This window comes from Arthrobacter sp. 754 (genome assembly GCF_040548695.1).
Taxonomy (GTDB): domain Bacteria; phylum Actinomycetota; class Actinomycetes; order Actinomycetales; family Micrococcaceae; genus Arthrobacter.
Genome location: NZ_JBEPSC010000003.1, coordinates 156318 through 173899, shown reverse-complemented (window position 1 = coordinate 173899; position 17582 = coordinate 156318). Strand labels below are relative to the sequence as shown.

Here is a 17582-nt window from a genome sequence, read left to right as displayed (position 1 = left end):
GAGCGGAAACGGACCAGATTCCTCGGTGGGCGATACTGGGTTCGAACCAGTGACCTCTTCGGTGTGAACGAAGCGCGCTACCACTGCGCCAATCGCCCCGATGCCTTTGAATGCTAGCGGACCCAACCGGGTTTATGGAAATCGAAATGCGGCCGGCCTCGAATTACAAGCCTGTAATTCGCAAAATCCCCTAGATTGCAGGGATGCAGCGGGTTTGCCGGGGCGCCAGGCCGCACGATTTGGAGAATCCCTGAACCTCCTATAGAGTTCTTACTCGTTGGAACGCGAGGAAATGCCCGAAAACGGCACGGAATGCACGCTCCAAATGCGGACGTAGCTCAGCTGGTAGAGCACCACCTTGCCAAGGTGGATGTCGCGAGTTCGAATCTCGTCGTCCGCTCGCAGGACACTGTCAAGGCAACGGTTTTCAGGACCGGAGCTTACACGGTGGGTTGGCCGAGAGGCGAGGCAGCGGCCTGCAAAGCCGTTTACACGGGTTCGAATCCCGTACCCACCTCGGTGAAAACCATATGGTTTCCGGTTCGTCCCGGATCTCACATGGGCGATTGGCGCAGCGGTAGCGCGCTTCCCTGACACGGAAGAGGTCACTGGTTCGATCCCAGTATCGCCCACCAGGCAAGGTAACTTGCTTCATGCAGTACGTAAGGCCCAGGCCCGATCGCACTTCATACGCGGACGTAGCTCAGCTGGTAGAGCACCACCTTGCCAAGGTGGATGTCGCGAGTTCGAATCTCGTCGTCCGCTCTCATCTCCCCCAAGAACACCCGATGGTTTCCGGTTCATTCCGGATACCTTATGGGCGATTGGCGCAGCGGTAGCGCGCTTCCCTGACACGGAAGAGGTCACTGGTTCGATCCCAGTATCGCCCACAGCAGCAGCTCCCCGTGAGCTGCTTTTTTTGTTGCCCGTTCCTGCGCGCCGGCTCCGCCGCGACTCCCACACCCCGCCAATTCCTTGGCATGCCCAGGAGACAGGACTAGGATCGTCTGCGGAGGAGCGAACTGGCTCCGTTATTGAAGGGAGGTGCTCGTGGGACTGATTGACGATCTTAAGGGCAAGGCTCAGGGTCTTATCCGCGGCAACGAGCAGGCCATCAAGGACGGTCTTACCAAGGCCGGTGACTTCGTCGACACCAAGACGGGCGGCAAGTACGCCGGTCACGTCGACAAGATCCAGGATGGTGCTTCCAAGCTCATTGACAAGAACGGAACACCCGGCCAGGCACCTGCCGCCGAGCAGGTTCCGCCGGTCACGCCCGTCACTCCGGTACCGCCGGTAACGCCGGCTCCGCCGGTTGACAGGGCTCCGTAAGGATTCGGCCAGGGCTTTGCCCTAGCACGTCAAGGGGGTGCGGGTCCCGCCGGGAGGCGGCACCCGCACCTTTGGCGTTTAAGCAGCACTCACGCACCAACGCGGGGTCAGATATGGCCCCTCCGACGTCTCCGGAGGGGCCATATCTGACCCCGCGTTGGGTATTGGTGGCTAGGACGGCTCGTGGTTCTGGCCCTCGCGGGCCAGTGCCGTCAGCCTGGAAACGGCGCGGAAGTACTTCTTCGTGTACCCGCCGTGCATCATCTCGTCGGTGAACAGCTTGTCGAAAGGAACGCCGCTGGCCAGGATGGGAACGTCCTTGTCGTACAGCCGGTCTGCCAGCACCACAAAGCGGAGGGCAACGGACTGTTCGGTGATGGTTTCCACGTTGCGCCACACCACGCCATCGATCCCGTCGATAAGCTGCCGGTAACGGCTGGGGTGGACACCGGCAAGGTGGGCGATCAGCGTGCTGAATTCGTCCTGCGCCACGGTCTTGCCATCGAACTCGGCCTTCATCTGCGCGGCGAGCTGGCTGTTCTTCAGCGGGGACGGCGGGGTGGGGAGGCCGCGGTGGCGGAAGTCTTCGCCGTCGATCCGGAGGACGTCAAACTGGTCCGCCAGGACCTGGATCTCCCGCTGGAAGTCGACGGCGGCGAAGCGGCCGTCACCCAGCGAGCCCGGCAGGGTGTTGGACGTCGCGGCCAGCTTCACGCCGGCGTCGGCCAGTTCCCGCATCAGCCGGGACATCAGCACGGTGTCGCCCGGATCATCGAGTTCGAACTCGTCAATGCATACCAGCTTGTAGTGGCTCAGGGCCTCAACGGTTTTGCGGAACGAGAGGGCTCCCACGAGGTTGGTGTACTCCACGAAGGTGCCGAACGCCTTGGGTCCCGGTGCCGCGTGCCAGAGTGAGGCCAGGAGGTGGGTCTTGCCAACGCCGAATCCGCCGTCGAGGTAGATTCCTGCCCTGGTTGCCACCTTCTTGCTGAAGAGCTTCTTGAACAGACCGTCGCCGTCGCCTGCTCCCACTCCCCCGGCGAAGCCCTCCAGTGCCCTGACCGCCGCAGCCTGGGACGGCTGGTTGGGGTCGGGCCGGTAGCTGGCAAAAGAGACCTTGCCGAACCTCGGGGAAGGATAGAAGCCCTTGAGGAGCTCATCCACCGACACTGCCGGAGTGCGGGCAGCAAGCTGTTCGATCTGTACCAAGGTGGTCCGTTCTGCTGGTGGGTTGTCCCCAGAAAGGATACCGGCAATGCAGCCGGCCCCCTGAGTCCTGCCGTCCGCACGCACCCCAGCGTGACCAAGACCATATTTCCCACTGTTAACGGAAGGGCGGACATGGTGGCCGGCCCTCGCTAGTGTGGACAGGAGGTTTAAACCTGCCTTCAGCATGTCCGCAGTACGTCAGAGTGAAAGGAAGGCCATCACCATGTCCTACCCAACCGAGCAAAACGAGAAGTTCGCCGCCTATTCCAACCCCGAGCGCCTGGTTTCCACTGATTGGCTTGCTGCTGCACTGGAGTCCGGCGCAGTCGCGGACGGCAAGCTCGTGGTGGTCGAATCCGACGAAGACGTGCTGCTGTACGAGACGGGCCACATCCCCGGAGCCGTCAAGATCGACTGGCACACCGACCTCAACGATGAAGTGACCCGCGACTACGTGGACGGCGAGGCGTTCGCTGCGCTGGCGGCTTCCAAAGGCATCTCCCGCGACACCACGGTGGTCATCTACGGGGACAAGTCGAACTGGTGGGCCGCGTACGCCCTCTGGGTCTTCACCCTCTTCGGCCACGAGGACGTCCGCCTGCTCGATGGCGGACGGGACAAGTGGATTGCCGAGGGCCGTGAGCTGACCACGGAGCGTCCCACCCCCGTTGCCGGCGAATACCCGGTGGTGGAGCGCAATGACGCTCCCATCCGTGCTTTCAAGGACGACGTACTGGAGCACTTCGGCAAGCCGCTCATCGATGTCCGCTCCACGGAGGAATACACGGGACAGCGGACGCACATGCCGGCCTACCCCGAGGAAGGCGCGCTCCGCGGCGGCCACATCCCCACCGCTGCATCCATCCCCTGGGCCCGGGCCGCCGCTTCGGACGGGACCTACCGCAGCCGCGACGAGCTCGAGGCGCTGTACCTGGGCGAGGCCGGCCTCGTGGCGGGAGACGACGTCGTGGCCTACTGCCGCATCGGCGAACGGTCCAGCCACACCTGGTTCGCCCTCAAGTACCTGCTCGGCTTCGACACCGTCCGCAACTACGACGGTTCATGGACCGAATGGGGCAATGCCGTCCGCGCACCCATCGTCAAGGGCGCGGAACGCGGCACGGTCCCGGCGTAAACTGGAACAGATGACTACACATGACCTGCCCGCCGCACTGGCGGAAATCGTCGATGACTTCCAGGCACTGACGGAGCCCGACCGGCTCCAGCTGCTGCTTGAGTTTTCCCGTGAACTCCCGGAGTTGCCGGACCGGCTGAAGGACCATCCCGAGCTCCTGGAGCAGGTGGTGGAATGCCAGTCGCCGTTGTTCCTGACGATTGAGACGGAAAAGAACGACGGCGGCGCGGCCGATGCGGTCCGGCTCTACTTTAAGGCGCCACCGGAGGCCCCCACCACACGGGGTTTCGCAGGGGTGCTGCACGAGGGGCTTGACGGGCTCAGCGCTGCGGAAATCCTCGCCGTGCCCGATGACATGCCTGAGCTCCTTGGCCTGACCCGGGCGATCACCCCGCTGCGGATGCGCGGAATGACCGCCATGCTGGGACGCATTAAACGCAAGGTCGCGGCCACTTCCGGGCCCCGGTCCTGAATACTGACCGGAACTGATCTTGGGGCGTAAGAGTTCGTCAACAGGGACGCCTGCCACAGCCATACTGGCTGCGGCGGGCGTTCCTTTTGTGCTGCACCCGTACACGCACGATCCGGGTGCTGCCAGTTACGGCACCGAAGCCGCCGAAGCCCTGGGGACCGCCCCGGAAAAGGTCTTCAAGACCCTCATGGTCGAGGTGGAAGGCAGGCTGGCGGTGGGAGTGGTGCCGGTCAGCGGCAACCTTGACCTCAAGGCCTTCGCGGCCGCCTTGGGCGCAAAGAAGGCTGCGATGGCCGACCCCGCGGCCGCCGAACGCCGCACCGGCTACGTCCTGGGCGGGATTTCGCCGCTTGGCCAGCGGCAGGCCTCCCCCACAGTGATTGATGACAGCGCACTTTCCTTCGAGACCGTGCTGGTTTCCGGCGGAAAGCGGGGATTGGACATTGAACTGGCTCCGGCCGACCTGATCCGCCTGACATCAGCCGTCACCGCCGCCATCGGCACCGGGGCCGGCTAGCCTTCGGCTACCCGTCCACCAACCGGCTTTATCCGTCCCCCGGTCGGCGCTGGCCGGGGTTAAGCCGCGGTGCCAGCTGGGGCCGCAGCCACGCTTTGATCAAGCTCTCCCAGCGTTCCGGATCGACGTTCCATTCCTTGGTGTGCCGCGCGTGGTTGAAGGTCTCGAACGTGACCATTTCGGGATTCCGCTCGGCCAGGACCGTTGACGGACCGTAGGGAACGTACTCGTCATCAACGCTGTGGATGATCAGGGTGGGCGTCCGCACCTCCACCGCGCGGGCCACCCAGTCCATGGCTTTAAGGTCCACGGGCGCAGCAAGGCCGGTGAGCCTGCGCCCCAGCGGGTGTCCGAGCATCAGCTGACCATAACGGCCCACGAGGGACGGGATCCTGTTCAGCTGGGCATGATGGGCAAGCACGTTGACCCAGTTGATGACGGGCGCGTCCAGCACCATTGCACGGATCAGATGGCGATATTGCGACAGATCCGCGGTCTGCAGGCAGATGGCGCCACCCATGGACCAGCCGAAAAGCACAATCTCCTCAGCTCCGTTGGCCAGCGCAAACTCGATGGCAGCGTCCACGTCACGCCATTCTGTGGATCCCAGCCCGTACCTGCCGTCGGTTGCCGAGGGCGCCAGCCCGTCGTTCCGGTAGGACACCAAAAGGCTGGTCAGTCCCAGTTCCAACGCAGGGCCAACCGCGCGGAGGGCCTCCTGGCGGGTTGCCCCGCGGCCGTGGACCATGATGGCCCAGGTCCGGGGATTTCCGCCTGCCGGTATGAGCCATGCCGGGGCCTCACCGCCGTCGACCCCGATGAGGACGTCCTCGGCGACGTACCCGGCGGCCGCGGGATCAGGGTGGACCGCACCGCTCCACCATCCGCGGCGGGCGCTTTCCAGCTCGCCGGCGTAAACAGCCTCCACTTCCCGCAGGACAGTGCCGTCTCCCGGCGAGTAGGACACGATCCGGCCAATCCGGGCATGCCCTTTGCCGCCGTCGAAAAAAAGCCCGTAGACGCCGTCCACAATGGTGTCCGGGGTGGCGGCAAGGATGACCTGCCGCCCGCCGCCTTCCCTGATGACAGCCAGTACTTCCTGGTCAGCGGCCCGCTGCCGGACGGGAGTGATCACGCGGCGGGCAAAGTAAAGGGCAAGGGCCGAGGACCCTGTTGCCAGGAGTCCGGCCAGGGCCCCACCGCCGATGACGCCGCCCAGCGTCCATTTGGCCCGCAACGACATACCGCTGCTGGCCTGGACAGGAGGTGTCGCCGTTAACATTGGGGTGCGCGGGGAAGGTGCCATGGAACCATTCTTACTGCCGGAAGCCGATAGCCCATATTCCACGCCGGGCGGAACGGCGCCCAAAAGGATGCAGCGGCCAATATGCACGACTAGGCTGAAGCCATGAGCGATCCAATCGTCATCCTGACCGAAGAACCCCTGGGCGCGGACGACCGCGTGAACATAGAACGGCTGGTGGGCGGCTCCGATACGCCCCTTGTCCTGCTGGTTCCGGGAAACACTGAGCGGCACCTGCTGGTGGACTTCCTTGAGAATCTGTCCATGCTGGACGTTGCAAAGGCGTTCCGTGAGCTGACTTCACATGCACCGGACCGGACCGCGGAGCGTGCTGCGGCCGCGGAGACCCTGGCCGTCTCGCTGGCTGCCCTGGGCGGGCTCGGCGGCGGCGTGAGCGGGGAAGTGGTGGACGGCGGCGCTGTTAACGGCCTGGTGACCAAGGTCAAGGAGCTCGGTGCGGCGCAGGCTGTGGTCATCACCCGCCCCCATGCCGTGGCGGACACCTTCCACACCGACTGGGCCAACAAGGCCCAGGACCAGCTCGGGCTCCCTGTTCTGCACCTGTACGCGGGTTCGGGATTTATCGGCGACTCCTGAGCGTTGACCACACTATGAGCATCTTCGGAAACAGCATTTTCGGGAACAAGGCCACCGATTCCATCCCTGGCACAGTCACTGATACCGGCGCGGCAGGGACCGCCGGGGCCCCCGGGCCCGCGGTCCGGAAGTCGGACGACGAATGGCGGCAGGAACTCACTCCTGAGGAGTACCACGTGCTGCGGCAGGCGGGTACCGAGCGCCCCTACACGGGCGAGTACGTTGACACCCACACGGAGGGTGTCTATCAATGCCGCGCCTGCGGGGCCGAACTTTTCCGGAGCAACGAAAAATTCGACTCCCACTGCGGCTGGCCGTCCTTCTGGGCACCCTTGGCGGACGGCACCGTCCGCTACATCCATGACCGGACGCTCGGCATGGAGCGTGTGGAAGTGCGCTGCGCGAACTGCGACTCCCACCTGGGCCACGTGTTTGAGGGCGAGGGCTACGGCACCCCCACTGACCAGCGGTTCTGCATCAATTCGGTTTCCCTGAAGCTGATGCCACGCGGTGGCGCGGCGGAAGGATCCGCGGAGGCCTGATCCGGCAAGGCGCTGCAGTGCCTGCACCTGAAAGGGTTTTTGCTCCGGTCGAGCATGAGAATCTCTTATGCTAGGGCTCTTTTGGAATTAGGGAATCTGGTTGCTTGTTACGCTCGCGGTAGAGCTTAGCAACGAGAAAGGCAGTCCGACATGACCGTCACCATCACCAGCGCCCCCACCCGGATTTCGGCGGAGAATCCGGCCTGGATCCGACTCATGACTGCTGCACAGGCACTGCAGGCACTGCAGGTCCAGGACGGTTCCGTGGCTGACCCCGGCCACCATGCTGCCGCCCAGGTCCACGTCTCCGCCCTCACGGATTCCCTGGCCCGGCTCGCGCCCCTGGTTCCCCACGACACGGATTACCTCGAGGCAGTCGCCGCCGATTTCCACACCTGGGCACGGGCCGGATTCGGGGTCCCGGATTTCCTGGACTCGCTTCTGGCTTTCCAGCCCCAGCGCCAGCGCGTTGACGGCCTGCAGCATGTGGTCATCTTCCCCATGTACACCCAGAACGGAAGCAGCAGCAGGTTGGTGGAGGCCGTCCTGATCGAAGTCATCTGGCCGGACTTCGTTGCCGAACTTGAGGCCGGCGACTACTCCAACAAGCTTTTCGTGCCGGTCCGGTTCCTGGACTTCACGGCCGGCTACAACACCAACTCGGCCGTGCTGTTCCCCGAAACCGTGGCGGTCCGGCACACGCCGGCCTTCACCTGGGGCGCGATCTTCGCGGACCGCGAGGCAGCCCGCTTCCGGCGGGTAGTGCGTGCTGCAGCCGAAACCACCTCGCTGGAGCTCCCTCCCGGGGCCGCCGAGCTGCTGGCGGACCAGAAACTCACCGAGGCAACGTTTGTCATGTGGGACCTGATCCACGACCGCACCCACATGCGCGGGGACCTGCCCTTTGACCCCTTCATGATCAAGCAGCGCATGCCGTACTTCCTGTATTCACTCGAGGAACTCCGGTGCGATCTCACCGCCTTCCGCGAATCGGTTCGCATAGAACACGACGAGGGCGCAGGACCCGAAGCCCGCCGGCACGCCAAGCTGGTGCAGTACGCCATCATTTTCGACCGGATTTTCCGTTTTGCGATCACGGGCAGCCGGGTGCGCAACTACGACGGCCTCGGCGGACAACTCCTCTTCGCCTGGCTGCACCAGCACCGCGTGCTCCACTGGACCGACAGCAGGCTCAGCATCGACTGGGACCAGGTGGCGGACGCCGTCATCGCCCTCGGAGCATCGATTGATGAGCTCTACTGGCGTTCCATCGACCGGCCCAAGATGGCCCACTGGCTCGCGGCCTATGACCTGATCTCCGCCACGCTCACGCCCAACCCGGCGTCGGTGTGGGCAAAGGGCCCGGACGCGCTTCCCGTTTCCGGTCCCCCGCGCGGGCTGACGGACCAGGTGCTGGACGACGAATTCCCACTGTCCATGTTCTACGAGGCATTGGAGAAGAAGATGCGGCCCGTCATCGAATCCACCGCAGGAATCACCGGAACGTCGGAGCTGTGAGTGACGCTGTGAGTCAGGACCGGCCGGCGGACGCACACCGCGCGCCGGAGAGCGGCCGCGCGCTGAACGTCCTGGTCACGGGTGGCAGCGGAGCATCCGGGGTGGCGGTGGCCCGGGCCCTGCAGCAGGCAGGGTTCCGGGTCTTTACGGTGGGGTCGGACAGGCAGCGGATCGAGGACGCCGCGCGGCGGGCGGGCGACGGCGTCACGCCGCTGGTGTGCGATCTTGCGGATCTGCCGGCTGTCCGGGACTTCCGGGAAACCCTCGCTGGCACCGCAGGTCCCATGGACGCCGTGATCCACCTGGTGGGCGGCTGGCGCGGCGCGACCGGGATTGAGGACCAAAGCGACGACGACTGGACGTTCCTTGAGCGTGGCGCCATCACCACGCTCAGGAACGTAACGCGGGTTTTCTACGCCGATCTGGCCGCCTCCCCCAGCGGGAGGTTTGCCATGGTCTCCTCGACGGCGGTGGACAAGCCAATGGCTGCGAACGCCAGCTATGTGGCGGCCAAGGCCGCCGCCGAAGCCTGGACCATGGCCATGGCAGAAGGCCTGGGGCGCAGCGCCGCAGGTACAGGCGGCACAGGCAGCACAGGCAGCAGCGCCGCCGTCGTCCTGGTGGTGAAGGCGCTCGTTGATGTGGAACTCCGGAAGAGGCACCCGGAACGGAGTTTTCCCGGCGCCACCGACGTCGAAGACCTGGCCGCCGCCGTCGTCGGACTGTTCAGCCAGCCGGCACCTGAGCTGAACGGACGCCGCCTGCTGCTCGCCTCCTGACCCCCTTTCCCTAGACTGAGAACGTGAGCAAAGCAATGACGACAACAGCCCAGGCCGCCCCCGTTGACAACGACAGGGCACGGCTGCACGATCCCACCGTCCGCGGTTTCGCTTCGGACAACTATTCGGGTGTCCACCCGGAGGTGCTGGCCGCACTGGCGGCGGCCAACGAAGGCCACCAGGTGTCCTACGGCGAGGATGACTACACGGCGCGGCTGCAGGATCTGATGGAGGAGCACTTCGGCGCCGGCATCGAATGCTTCCCGGTATTCAACGGAACCGGCGCGAATGTGTTGGCGCTCCAGTCGCTGCTGCCGCGGTGGGGCGCCGTGGTGTGCGCCTCCACGGCCCACATCAACATGGACGAGAACGGCGCCCCGGAACGGATCGGCGGGATCAAGCTCCTGCACGTCCCTGCCCCCGACGGCAAGCTGACCCCGGCGCTGATTGACCGCGAAGCATGGGGCTGGGGCGATGAGCACCGCGCCCAACCACTGGCCGTTTCCATTACCCAGACCACCGAACTCGGCACCTGCTACACGCCCGGGGAGGTCCGGGCGATCGCGGACCATGTCCACGCGAAGGGCATGAAGCTCCACATGGACGGCGCCCGGCTGGCCAACGCCGCCGCGCACCTGCAGGTGCCGCTGCGGGCTTTCACGCGCGACGCCGGCGTGGACATCCTGTCCTTCGGCGGCACCAAAAACGGGCTGCTGTACGGCGAAGTGGTGGTGGCGCTGAACCCTGAGGCGGCCCACGGCCTGATCTACCTGCGCAAGATGAACATGCAACTGGCTTCGAAAATGCGCTTCCTGTCCGCCCAGTTCATTGCCCTCCTCGAGGACGGACTGTGGCTGCGGTCAGCGTCGCATGCCAACGCCATGGCGGCCCGGCTCCGCGCCGCCGTTGAGACCATCGACGGCGTGCAGCCCACCCAGAAGACGGAATCAAATGGCGTTTTTGCCGTCCTGCCGGCCGGGGTGGCGGACCGGCTCCGGGAATCTTTCAGGTTCTACGACTGGAACGCGGCCACCAGCGAAGTCCGCTGGATGTGTTCCTTCGACACCACCGAGGAGGACGTCGATGCGTTTGTGGCCGCTATCCGCCGCGAGCTTTCTGATCACGCCAAAACCGGCACCCCGGGCCGGGAAACGGGCAGCGCCGAAGGCAGGGCAGCCAAGTAGCATGGACCGGCCGACGGCGAGCCTGCGGTGCCTGCCCGCTGCAGTTGCGTAATCTGCGATGGTGAACTCACTCGCCCAGGTTCCCCCGGAATTTCTCCACGCCTTGGGAACCCTCCGGAAGGCCCAATGCCGCAGTGAACTGCGCCTGGCTGAAATTCCGGCCCCGGCGCGGCTGGCACCGTACGCCGTAGCGCTGGGGGCAGAGGTCATGGCTCCCGGGCCCGGCGCCGCCACCAAACCCGTTCACGGCCCCGCCGCCATGGCCCTTGCGGCTGCTTCGGGGACGGAGGACGAGGACGAAACCGAGTTGGCCACCGGCCGCTTCATTCTGCTCCACGACCCCGAAGGTTCCGCAGTCTGGGACGGCGAATTCCGCATTGTCACGTACATCCGCGCCCAGCTGGAGCCCGAAATGGGCAATGACGAGATGCTGGGCACCGTTGCATGGACCTGGCTGGTCGAGGCGCTCGAGAACCACAAGGCCCCCTACCGGGCTGCCGGCGGAACCGCCACCCGTGTCCTGTCGGAGAGCTTCGGGACGCTGTCCGACCGGCCCGGGACCATCGACATCGAGCTGCGTGCATCCTGGACGCCCTCGTCGTCGGACGTCACCGCCCACCTGGAGGCATGGTCTGACATGGTGTGTACTTTTGCCGGCCTGCCGCCACTGCCCGACGGCGTCTCGGCCCTGCCGCGCCGGCGCCGGAACTAGGCCGCAGGGCCAGGGCTGCGCCTTGTCGGTAAACTGAACTCATCATGACCCCTCACATTCCGGAAAACACCACGGCCGGCGCTCCGGCTGCTGAGACCGCTCCCCACATCACGGTGGAAGGCTTCGACAGCCCCATCCCCGTAGTCATAGACCTCGATGCACCGCGCGACGGCGTGCCGCTGGTGATCGAAACGCAGTCCGGACTGGAGCGTGCAGCGGCCGCCATCGCCGCCGGAACCGGCCCTGCAGGGGTTGATGCAGAACGGGCCTCCGGATTCCGGTACGGCCAGCGCGCCTTCCTGGTCCAGATCCGGCGCGAAGGCTCCGGCACCTGGCTGATCGACCCCGAACCGTTCGGGAACCTGGGCATCATCAACGACGCCCTCAAGGGTGTGGAATGGATCCTGCATGCGGCCAGCCAGGACCTGCCCTGCCTGCTGGAGCTTGGCATGTGGCCGGACAAACTGTTCGACACCGAGCTCGCCGCACGGCTGGCCGGACTCCCGCGGGTTGGTCTGGCTGCTGTCATCGAACAGCTGCTGGGCTTCGGCCTGGCCAAGGAGCATTCCGCGGCGGACTGGTCCACCCGGCCCCTTCCGGAGCCGTGGCTCCGGTATGCAGCACTGGACGTTGAGGTCCTGACGGAGCTGCGCGAGGAACTGATCGACCTGCTGCAGGCGGACGGCAAGCTGGAATACGCGGAGCAGGAATTTGCCGCCATCCTGGCGGCAGGGGTGGCACCGCCCCGCGTTGACCCCTGGCGCAAGACCTCAGGCCTGCACCAGATCCGGGACCGGCGCCAACTGGCGGCAGTCCGCGAGCTGTGGCTGGAGCGCGATTCCCTGGCGCAAAAGCGCGATGTTGCGCCCGGCCGGCTGATTCCGGATTCCGCACTGGTCTCCGCAGCCAAGGCCATGCCAAACACCGTTCCCCAGCTCCTGGGCACCAAAGGCTTCCACGGCCGGGCGGCGCAGCGGGAGGCACCGCGCTGGCTCCGGTGCATCGCCGCCGCACGGGACCTTACCGATCTTCCGCCACTGCACCTGCCCACCAACGCACCGCCCCCGCCGAGGGTGTGGGCCGACCGCGACCCCGAGGCCGCAGCCAGGCTCGCCACGGCGCGTCCGCTCCTGCAGGAAAAGGCCGATGAGCTGAACCTTCCGCTGGAGAACCTCCTCACGCCGGACTACCTCCGGCGCGTGGCGTGGCGTCCCCCCACGGACATCAACGAAGAAACCATCACCTCGGAGCTCCGGTCCCTGGGCGCCCGCGAGTGGCAGGTAGGCCTGGTGACGCCGCTCATCCTGGCGGCGTTCCTTCATCCGCAACCGTTGCCTGTGAAGGAAGCGAAGGCAGCCGCAGCTTCCGAATAAGCCCTCATTCCGCAGCCTTGCACACTAAGTTACTGGCGAGTAACATAGTGAGCACTGCCGCCTGTCACTGCCCCTGGCTTCTGACCGGCGCCCATGTCTCGATGAGGAGTAATACGTGAGCCACCACGGAAGCAGCGGATCACCGCGCACTGTCCGGGATGTCGTATTTGTTGACGGCGTCCGCACACCCTTCGGCCGGGCCGGCGACAAGGGCATTTATGCCGGAACCCGCGCCGACGACCTCATGGTCAAGTGCATCCGCGAGCTGTTGCGACGCAACCCCACCCTGCCGGCCGAACGGATCGACGAAGTGGCAGTGGCCGCCACCACCCAGACCGGCGATCAGGGCCTGACCCTGGGCCGGACGGCCGCCCTCCTGGCAGGACTCCCCCGCACCGTGCCGGGGTTCGCGATTGACCGCATGTGCGCCGGCGCCATGACCGCAGTTACGACGACGGCGAGCGGCATCGGTTTCGGCGCCTACGACGTCGTGATTGCCGGCGGAGTGGAACACATGGGCAACCACCCAATGGGATCCGGCGCCGATCCCAACCCGCGGTTCATGTCGGAGGGGCTGGTTGACCCCGCCGCACTGAACATGGGCAATACGGCCGAAAACCTCCACGACCGTTTTCCGGCCATCACCAAGGAACGCACGGATGCCTACGCCGTCGCCTCGCAGGACAAGCTCGCGGCAGCATACGGCAACGGGCAGATCCAGCCCGATCTGGTGCCCGTGGCCACCCTCAAGCCGGGGCAGGGCTGGACGCTGAACAGCGTTGACGAGCCGCCCCGGCCCGGCACCACCCTTGAGGACCTCGCAGCCCTTCGCACGCCGTTCCGGGCTCACGGCCGGGTGACTGCAGGCAATGCCGCCGGGCTGAACGACGGCGCCACCGCCGCAGTCCTGGCGTCCTCCGAAGCCGCCGCGGAACTGGGCCTGCCGGTAAAAATGCGGCTTGTCAGCTACGCCTACGCCGGCGTCGAACCGGAAGTGATGGGAATCGGCCCCGTGCCCGCCACTGAAAAGGCTTTGAAGAACGCCGGACTCGCCATCGGGGACATCGGGCTTTTCGAAATCAATGAAGCCTTCGCCGTGCAGGTGCTCAGCTTCCTGGACCACTTTGGAATTTCCGACGACGATCCCCGCGTCAACCGCTACGGCGGTGCCATCGCCGTAGGGCATCCGCTCGCTTCGTCGGGCGTCAGGCTGATGAACCAGCTGGCCCGCCAGTTTGAAGAGGATCCGTCCGTCCGCTACGGGATCACCACCATGTGCATCGGCCTCGGCATGGGAGCCACCGTCATTTGGGAAAACCCGCACCACGCAGACTACAGCGGCACCGTCACCACCCCGGGCGGCGCCAGCGCAGACGAAGCAACCACGGACGCAACCACTGAGGGAGCCGCAGCATGAGCGCCGCCGATTTCACCAAGCTTGCCGAACTCTTTCCCGACGAAAGGGTGACGCACTCCTACGTCCAGGACATCCAGTTGCCGGCAACCCCCGGCAAGCCCAGCCCAGGCGTCTTCGCGCTGGTCACCCTGGACAACGGCTTCGACCACACCAAGCCCACCACTCTGGGGCCCAACACCCTGATCGAACTCGGCACCGTCCTGGAGGGCCTCAAGGAACGGGCCGCCCGCGGCGAGATCGTGGCCGCAGGTGTGACCGGCAAACCCTACTTCCTCGTGGCAGGGGCTGACCTGTCCTCGGTCAAGTCGCTCAAGACACGGGACCAGGGGCTGTGGATGGCCCAGCTGGGGCATGAGGTGTACGGCACGCTTGCCAACCTGGGCGTCCCCAGCTTCGCCTTCATCAATGGGGTGGCGCTTGGCGGCGGCCTGGAGATTGCCCTGCAGTCCACCTACCGCACGGTCTCCACGGCAGCCGGCGCGTTGGCGCTGCCGGAGGCCGCCCTCGGCCTGGTTCCCGGCTGGGGCGGCGTCTACATCCTGCCGCGGCTGATCGGGCCGGAAAACGCGGTCAAGGTGATGATCGGGAACCCCCTCAGCAACAACCGGACCCTCAGCGGTCCGGAGGCTTTCCAGCTCGGCATCGCCGACGCCCTGTTCGAGCCGGCCGACTTCCTTGAGCAGTCCCTCGCCTGGGCTGCCAAGGTCATCACGGGTGAGACAGTCCCGGAGCGGGCGAACGCCGTCGACCCTTCCCTCCCCGCAGTAGCGGAGCGCTGGAGCGCGGCGGTAGCGGCAGGCCGCGCCCTGGTGGAAGCCAAGACCTCCAACGCGTCCCCGGCGCCGGCCAAGGTCCTGGATATTCTTGAAGCCAACCGCACCATGACGCAGTCCGGGTCCGCCGCCCTTGAGTGCGAGACGCTCGCGGGGCTGATGCAGACCGATGAGTTCCATGCCACCGTGTACGCCTTCCTGGACCTGGTGCAGAAGCGGTCCAAGCGGCCGGCCGGCGCGCCTGACCGGAAACTGGCCCGCCCTGTCACCAAAGTAGGCGTGGTGGGCGCCGGACTGATGGCCAGCCAACTGGCCTTGCTGTTCGCCCGCCAGCTCAAGGTCCCGGTGGTCATGACGGACATTGACCAGGCCCGGGTGGACAAGGGAGTGGGCTACGTCCATGCCGAGGTGGACAAGCTCCTGGGCAAGAAACGGATCAGCCAGGATGCAGCCAACCGCACCAGGGCGCTGGTTTCCGGTTCCGTATCCAAGGAGGCCTTCGCGGACGCGGACTTCGTCATCGAGGCCGTTTTCGAAGAACTTAACGTCAAGAAGCTCGTCTTCGCCGAAGTTGAAGCCATTGTTTCGCCGGAGTGCATCCTCGCCACCAACACGTCCTCGCTGTCCGTCACAGCGATGGCCGAAGACCTCGTACACCCGGAACGGCTGGTGGGCTTCCACTTCTTCAACCCGGTGGCCGTGATGCCGCTGCTGGAAATTGTGCGCGCACCCAGGACCGACGACGCCGTGCTTGCCACGGCGTTCGAGCTCGCGAAGGGGCTGAAAAAGACGGCGGTCCTCGTCAAGGACGCACCTGCCTTTGTGGTCAACAGGATCCTGCTGCGGCTGATGGGCGAAGTGATCGCGGCCTTTGACGAAGGCACCCCCGCAGAGGTGGCCGATAACGCGCTCCGCCCCATGGGCCTGCCCATGACCCCGTTCACCCTGGGCGCCATGGTGGGCCTTCCGGTGGCCCAGCACGTCCAGGAATCCCTGCACGCCGCCTTCGGTGAGCGCTTCCCGGTCTCTGCCAACCTGCAGAAGCTCATTGACAATGGCGTGAAGTCCATCTGGGCGCCCGGCGCAGGGGGCAGCCAGGAGATCCCGGAGTCAACCCTCTCGCTGCTGTCCTTCGGCACGTCACCGTCCACCGGCGAGGAAGTTCTGCGGCGGGTGCAGGATGCCCTGGCCGGGGAGATCGGACTGATGCTGGACGAAGGCGTGGTGGCCGGCCCCGAGGACATCGACCTCTGCATGATCCTCGGTGCGGGCTGGCCCATGTTCCTGGGCGGCATCACACCCTACCTGGACAGGGTTGGGGCGTCGGAGCGGGTCAACGGCAGGCGCTTCCAGGCTCCGGGCGTCGCGTCCAGGTCCGTCACGGTCTAGGAGCGCACTGTCCCGGGGTGCGCGAGACGTCTCCGGGACGGCACGGGCCAACAAAGGGGCCGGGGGGGGGGGGGGGGGGGGCGCCCCCCCCCCCCCCCCCGGGGGGGGGGGGGGGGGGGGGGGGGTTGTGGACCACCCCCCGGCGGCCGGGCCGCCGCCGCCCCGCCCCCCCCCCCCCCCCGCGGCCCCCCCCCCCCCCCCGCCCCGCCCCCCCCCCCCCCGGGCCCCCCCCCCCCCCCCCGCGGGGGGGGGGGGGGGGGGGTCCCCCCCCCCCCCCCCCCCCGGCCCTTCGTTTAGCAGTTATCCCCGTGGATCGAGATTTGCCTACCGACGGGTGTCGTCGATCCCGTCGGTCTCGATGCGTTCCTTGCGGACCTGCTCATCGACGGTGACGTCGTCGGTAACGGTCTCCTTGCCGAGCCGGACCCGCTCCACCGGAACGGTTTCCTTCTCCACTACCGGCCGCTCTTCGTGCAGGGTGACCTCGTGCTCCTCATCGCTGAGCTCCGGACCGGACATTGCGTTGCCGCGGTTGGCGTCAGTGATCGGTTCGCGTTCCAGCCTGACTTCCTCGCGCTGTACGGGCACCGTCTTGGTGACGTTCTCGGTGGTGACGTACTTGCGCAGACGCACGCGCCCGGTGGCTTCCCGTTCCGTGCCAATGTTCACGCGCTCCTCCGAGCGGGTCATGGCGTCATCAGTGGTGGGTCCGGACGTGTCCCGGCCAACAGTGCCATGGGCGTTGTCGGTGTCGTACGTGCCCGCCCGGCCGGTGGCGGCAAAATCGGCGTCGGTGCCTTCGCGGGCCTCCGAGTAGGTCCGGTTACTGCCGAGCTCGTAATGCTTGTAGAGCCGGTCCTCTTCGGTCGGTTCCAGGTGGCCGTCAGTGTCAACGCGGGGAGCGTCCTTGATCTGGTCCTTGCTGTAGGGAACCACGAGGTCGTTACCTTCAATCCTGGCAGCCTCCAGCGGCACGAATGACTCCGAGGTGCCGAACAGGCCGGTCCTGACCGTGACCCACGTGGGCTGGCCATTGTCGTCATCGGCGTAGACCTCTCCGATGGAACCGATCTTGTTTCCGTCGGCGGACAGGACGTCTCCGCGCTTGTTCAGCAGGTCGTCGATGTGTTCCTTGGCGAGCATGGTGCCTCCTTGGCTTCGATGCATTGCTTGGCTTTGATGGATTGCTCATCCCCCGGGCACCATCCTAAGCATGCTTAGTATCAACTTGGCAAGCATACTTATCAATTATTTCGCAGATGGCCTGATCTCCCTGCACTCCGGCACGGTGTGATCCGCGGACGACGCAATCAAAGGACGCAATCAGAGG

At 65.9% G+C, this 17582-nt stretch carries 16 protein-coding genes and 6 tRNA genes; 18 read left to right on the top strand and 4 right to left on the bottom strand.

Features of this window, described 5'->3' with window-relative positions; translation table 11 throughout:
• Positions 1 to 26: 26 nt before the first annotated feature.
• Positions 27 to 98 (bottom strand) — tRNA-Val (locus tag ABIA70_RS10225).
• Positions 99 to 327: 229 nt separating this feature from the next.
• Between ABIA70_RS10225 and ABIA70_RS10220 the strand changes: the two genes are divergently transcribed.
• The 6 genes from ABIA70_RS10220 (at position 328) to ABIA70_RS10195 (ending at position 1332) form a co-directional block, all read left to right on the top strand.
• Positions 328 to 400: transfer RNA gene (locus ABIA70_RS10220), tRNA-Gly, on the top strand.
• A gap of 46 nt (positions 401 to 446) precedes the next feature.
• Positions 447 to 517: transfer RNA gene (locus ABIA70_RS10215), tRNA-Cys, on the top strand.
• A gap of 43 nt (positions 518 to 560) precedes the next feature.
• Positions 561 to 635, top strand: a tRNA-Val gene (locus ABIA70_RS10210).
• Positions 636 to 692: 57 nt separating this feature from the next.
• Positions 693 to 765 (top strand) — tRNA-Gly (locus ABIA70_RS10205).
• 53 nt (positions 766 to 818) lie between these two features.
• Positions 819 to 890, top strand: a tRNA-Val gene (locus ABIA70_RS10200).
• A 160-nt stretch (positions 891 to 1050) separates the two neighbouring features.
• Positions 1051 to 1332 (top strand): antitoxin, encoded by a 282-nt coding sequence (locus tag ABIA70_RS10195; RefSeq protein ID WP_354147491.1) that lies wholly within the window; start codon positions 1051 to 1053, stop codon positions 1330 to 1332.
• Positions 1333 to 1503: 171 nt separating this feature from the next.
• Here ABIA70_RS10195 and zapE read toward each other — a convergent pair whose 3' ends face one another.
• On the bottom strand, positions 1504 to 2541 hold the full coding sequence (gene zapE / locus ABIA70_RS10190) for a cell division protein ZapE (RefSeq protein ID WP_354147490.1): 1038 nt from the start codon (positions 2539 to 2541) through the stop codon (positions 1504 to 1506).
• A 223-nt stretch (positions 2542 to 2764) separates the two neighbouring features.
• Here zapE and ABIA70_RS10185 point away from each other — a divergent pair, with 223 nt between their 5' ends.
• From ABIA70_RS10185 to ybaK, 3 genes are read left to right on the top strand one after another with little or no spacing between them, the layout of a single operon-like run.
• Positions 2765 to 3676: a sulfurtransferase gene (locus ABIA70_RS10185; protein ID WP_354147489.1), complete on the top strand. Its 912-nt coding sequence runs from the start codon at positions 2765 to 2767 to the stop codon at positions 3674 to 3676.
• Positions 3677 to 3686: 10 nt separating this feature from the next.
• Positions 3687 to 4148 (top strand): SufE family protein, encoded by a 462-nt coding sequence (locus tag ABIA70_RS10180; RefSeq protein ID WP_354147488.1) that lies wholly within the window; start codon positions 3687 to 3689, stop codon positions 4146 to 4148.
• Between the two features lie 19 nt (positions 4149 to 4167).
• Positions 4168 to 4665 (top strand): Cys-tRNA(Pro) deacylase, encoded by a 498-nt coding sequence (gene ybaK, locus ABIA70_RS10175; protein WP_354147487.1) that lies wholly within the window; start codon positions 4168 to 4170, stop codon positions 4663 to 4665.
• Positions 4666 to 4693: 28 nt separating this feature from the next.
• Here the strand turns inward: ybaK and ABIA70_RS10170 are convergent, their stop codons facing one another.
• Positions 4694 to 5947, bottom strand: a complete 1254-nt coding sequence (locus tag ABIA70_RS10170; protein ID WP_354147809.1) for an alpha/beta fold hydrolase — start codon at positions 5945 to 5947, stop codon at positions 4694 to 4696.
• Positions 5948 to 6073: 126 nt separating this feature from the next.
• On the opposite strand from ABIA70_RS10170, the gene ABIA70_RS10165 reads away from it, so the two are divergent.
• The 9 genes from ABIA70_RS10165 to ABIA70_RS10125 all read left to right on the top strand — a co-directional run bounded on the left by ABIA70_RS10165 (position 6074) and on the right by ABIA70_RS10125 (position 16252).
• Entirely contained in the window at positions 6074 to 6565 is a 492-nt protein-coding gene (locus ABIA70_RS10165) for a hypothetical protein (RefSeq protein ID WP_354147486.1), read from the top strand.
• A gap of 14 nt (positions 6566 to 6579) precedes the next feature.
• Positions 6580 to 7107 (top strand): peptide-methionine (R)-S-oxide reductase MsrB, encoded by a 528-nt coding sequence (msrB, locus tag ABIA70_RS10160; RefSeq protein WP_354147485.1) that lies wholly within the window; start codon positions 6580 to 6582, stop codon positions 7105 to 7107.
• A 150-nt stretch (positions 7108 to 7257) separates the two neighbouring features.
• On the top strand, positions 7258 to 8625 hold the full coding sequence (locus tag ABIA70_RS10155) for a DUF6421 family protein (RefSeq protein WP_354147484.1): 1368 nt from the start codon (positions 7258 to 7260) through the stop codon (positions 8623 to 8625).
• Positions 8622 to 9404: an SDR family oxidoreductase gene (locus tag ABIA70_RS10150; RefSeq protein ID WP_502917194.1), complete on the top strand. Its 783-nt coding sequence runs from the start codon at positions 8622 to 8624 to the stop codon at positions 9402 to 9404. Before ABIA70_RS10155 ends, ABIA70_RS10150 begins: the two co-directional genes overlap by 4 nt.
• Before the next feature lie 35 nt (positions 9405 to 9439).
• Positions 9440 to 10588 (top strand): threonine aldolase family protein, encoded by a 1149-nt coding sequence (locus ABIA70_RS10145; protein ID WP_354147807.1) that lies wholly within the window; start codon positions 9440 to 9442, stop codon positions 10586 to 10588.
• Positions 10589 to 10646: 58 nt separating this feature from the next.
• Positions 10647 to 11300 carry a DUF3000 domain-containing protein gene (locus ABIA70_RS10140; RefSeq protein WP_354147483.1) on the top strand — a complete coding sequence of 218 codons (654 nt, stop codon included), beginning with the start codon at positions 10647 to 10649 and terminating at the stop codon, positions 11298 to 11300.
• A gap of 44 nt (positions 11301 to 11344) precedes the next feature.
• Positions 11345 to 12673 (top strand): HRDC domain-containing protein, encoded by a 1329-nt coding sequence (locus ABIA70_RS10135; protein WP_354147482.1) that lies wholly within the window; start codon positions 11345 to 11347, stop codon positions 12671 to 12673.
• Positions 12674 to 12788: 115 nt separating this feature from the next.
• Positions 12789 to 14090: a thiolase family protein gene (locus ABIA70_RS10130; protein ID WP_354147481.1), complete on the top strand. Its 1302-nt coding sequence runs from the start codon at positions 12789 to 12791 to the stop codon at positions 14088 to 14090.
• A complete protein-coding gene (locus ABIA70_RS10125) occupies positions 14087 to 16252 on the top strand; it encodes a 3-hydroxyacyl-CoA dehydrogenase NAD-binding domain-containing protein (protein ID WP_354147480.1) in 2166 nt (721 codons plus the stop codon). Before ABIA70_RS10130 ends, ABIA70_RS10125 begins: the two co-directional genes overlap by 4 nt.
• Positions 16253 to 16576: 324 nt before the next feature.
• On the opposite strand, the gene ABIA70_RS10120 is transcribed toward ABIA70_RS10125, so the two are convergent.
• Positions 16577 to 17395 (bottom strand): DUF2382 domain-containing protein, encoded by an 819-nt coding sequence (locus tag ABIA70_RS10120; protein ID WP_354147479.1) that lies wholly within the window; start codon positions 17393 to 17395, stop codon positions 16577 to 16579.
• Between the last annotated feature and the right edge of the window lie 187 nt (positions 17396 to 17582).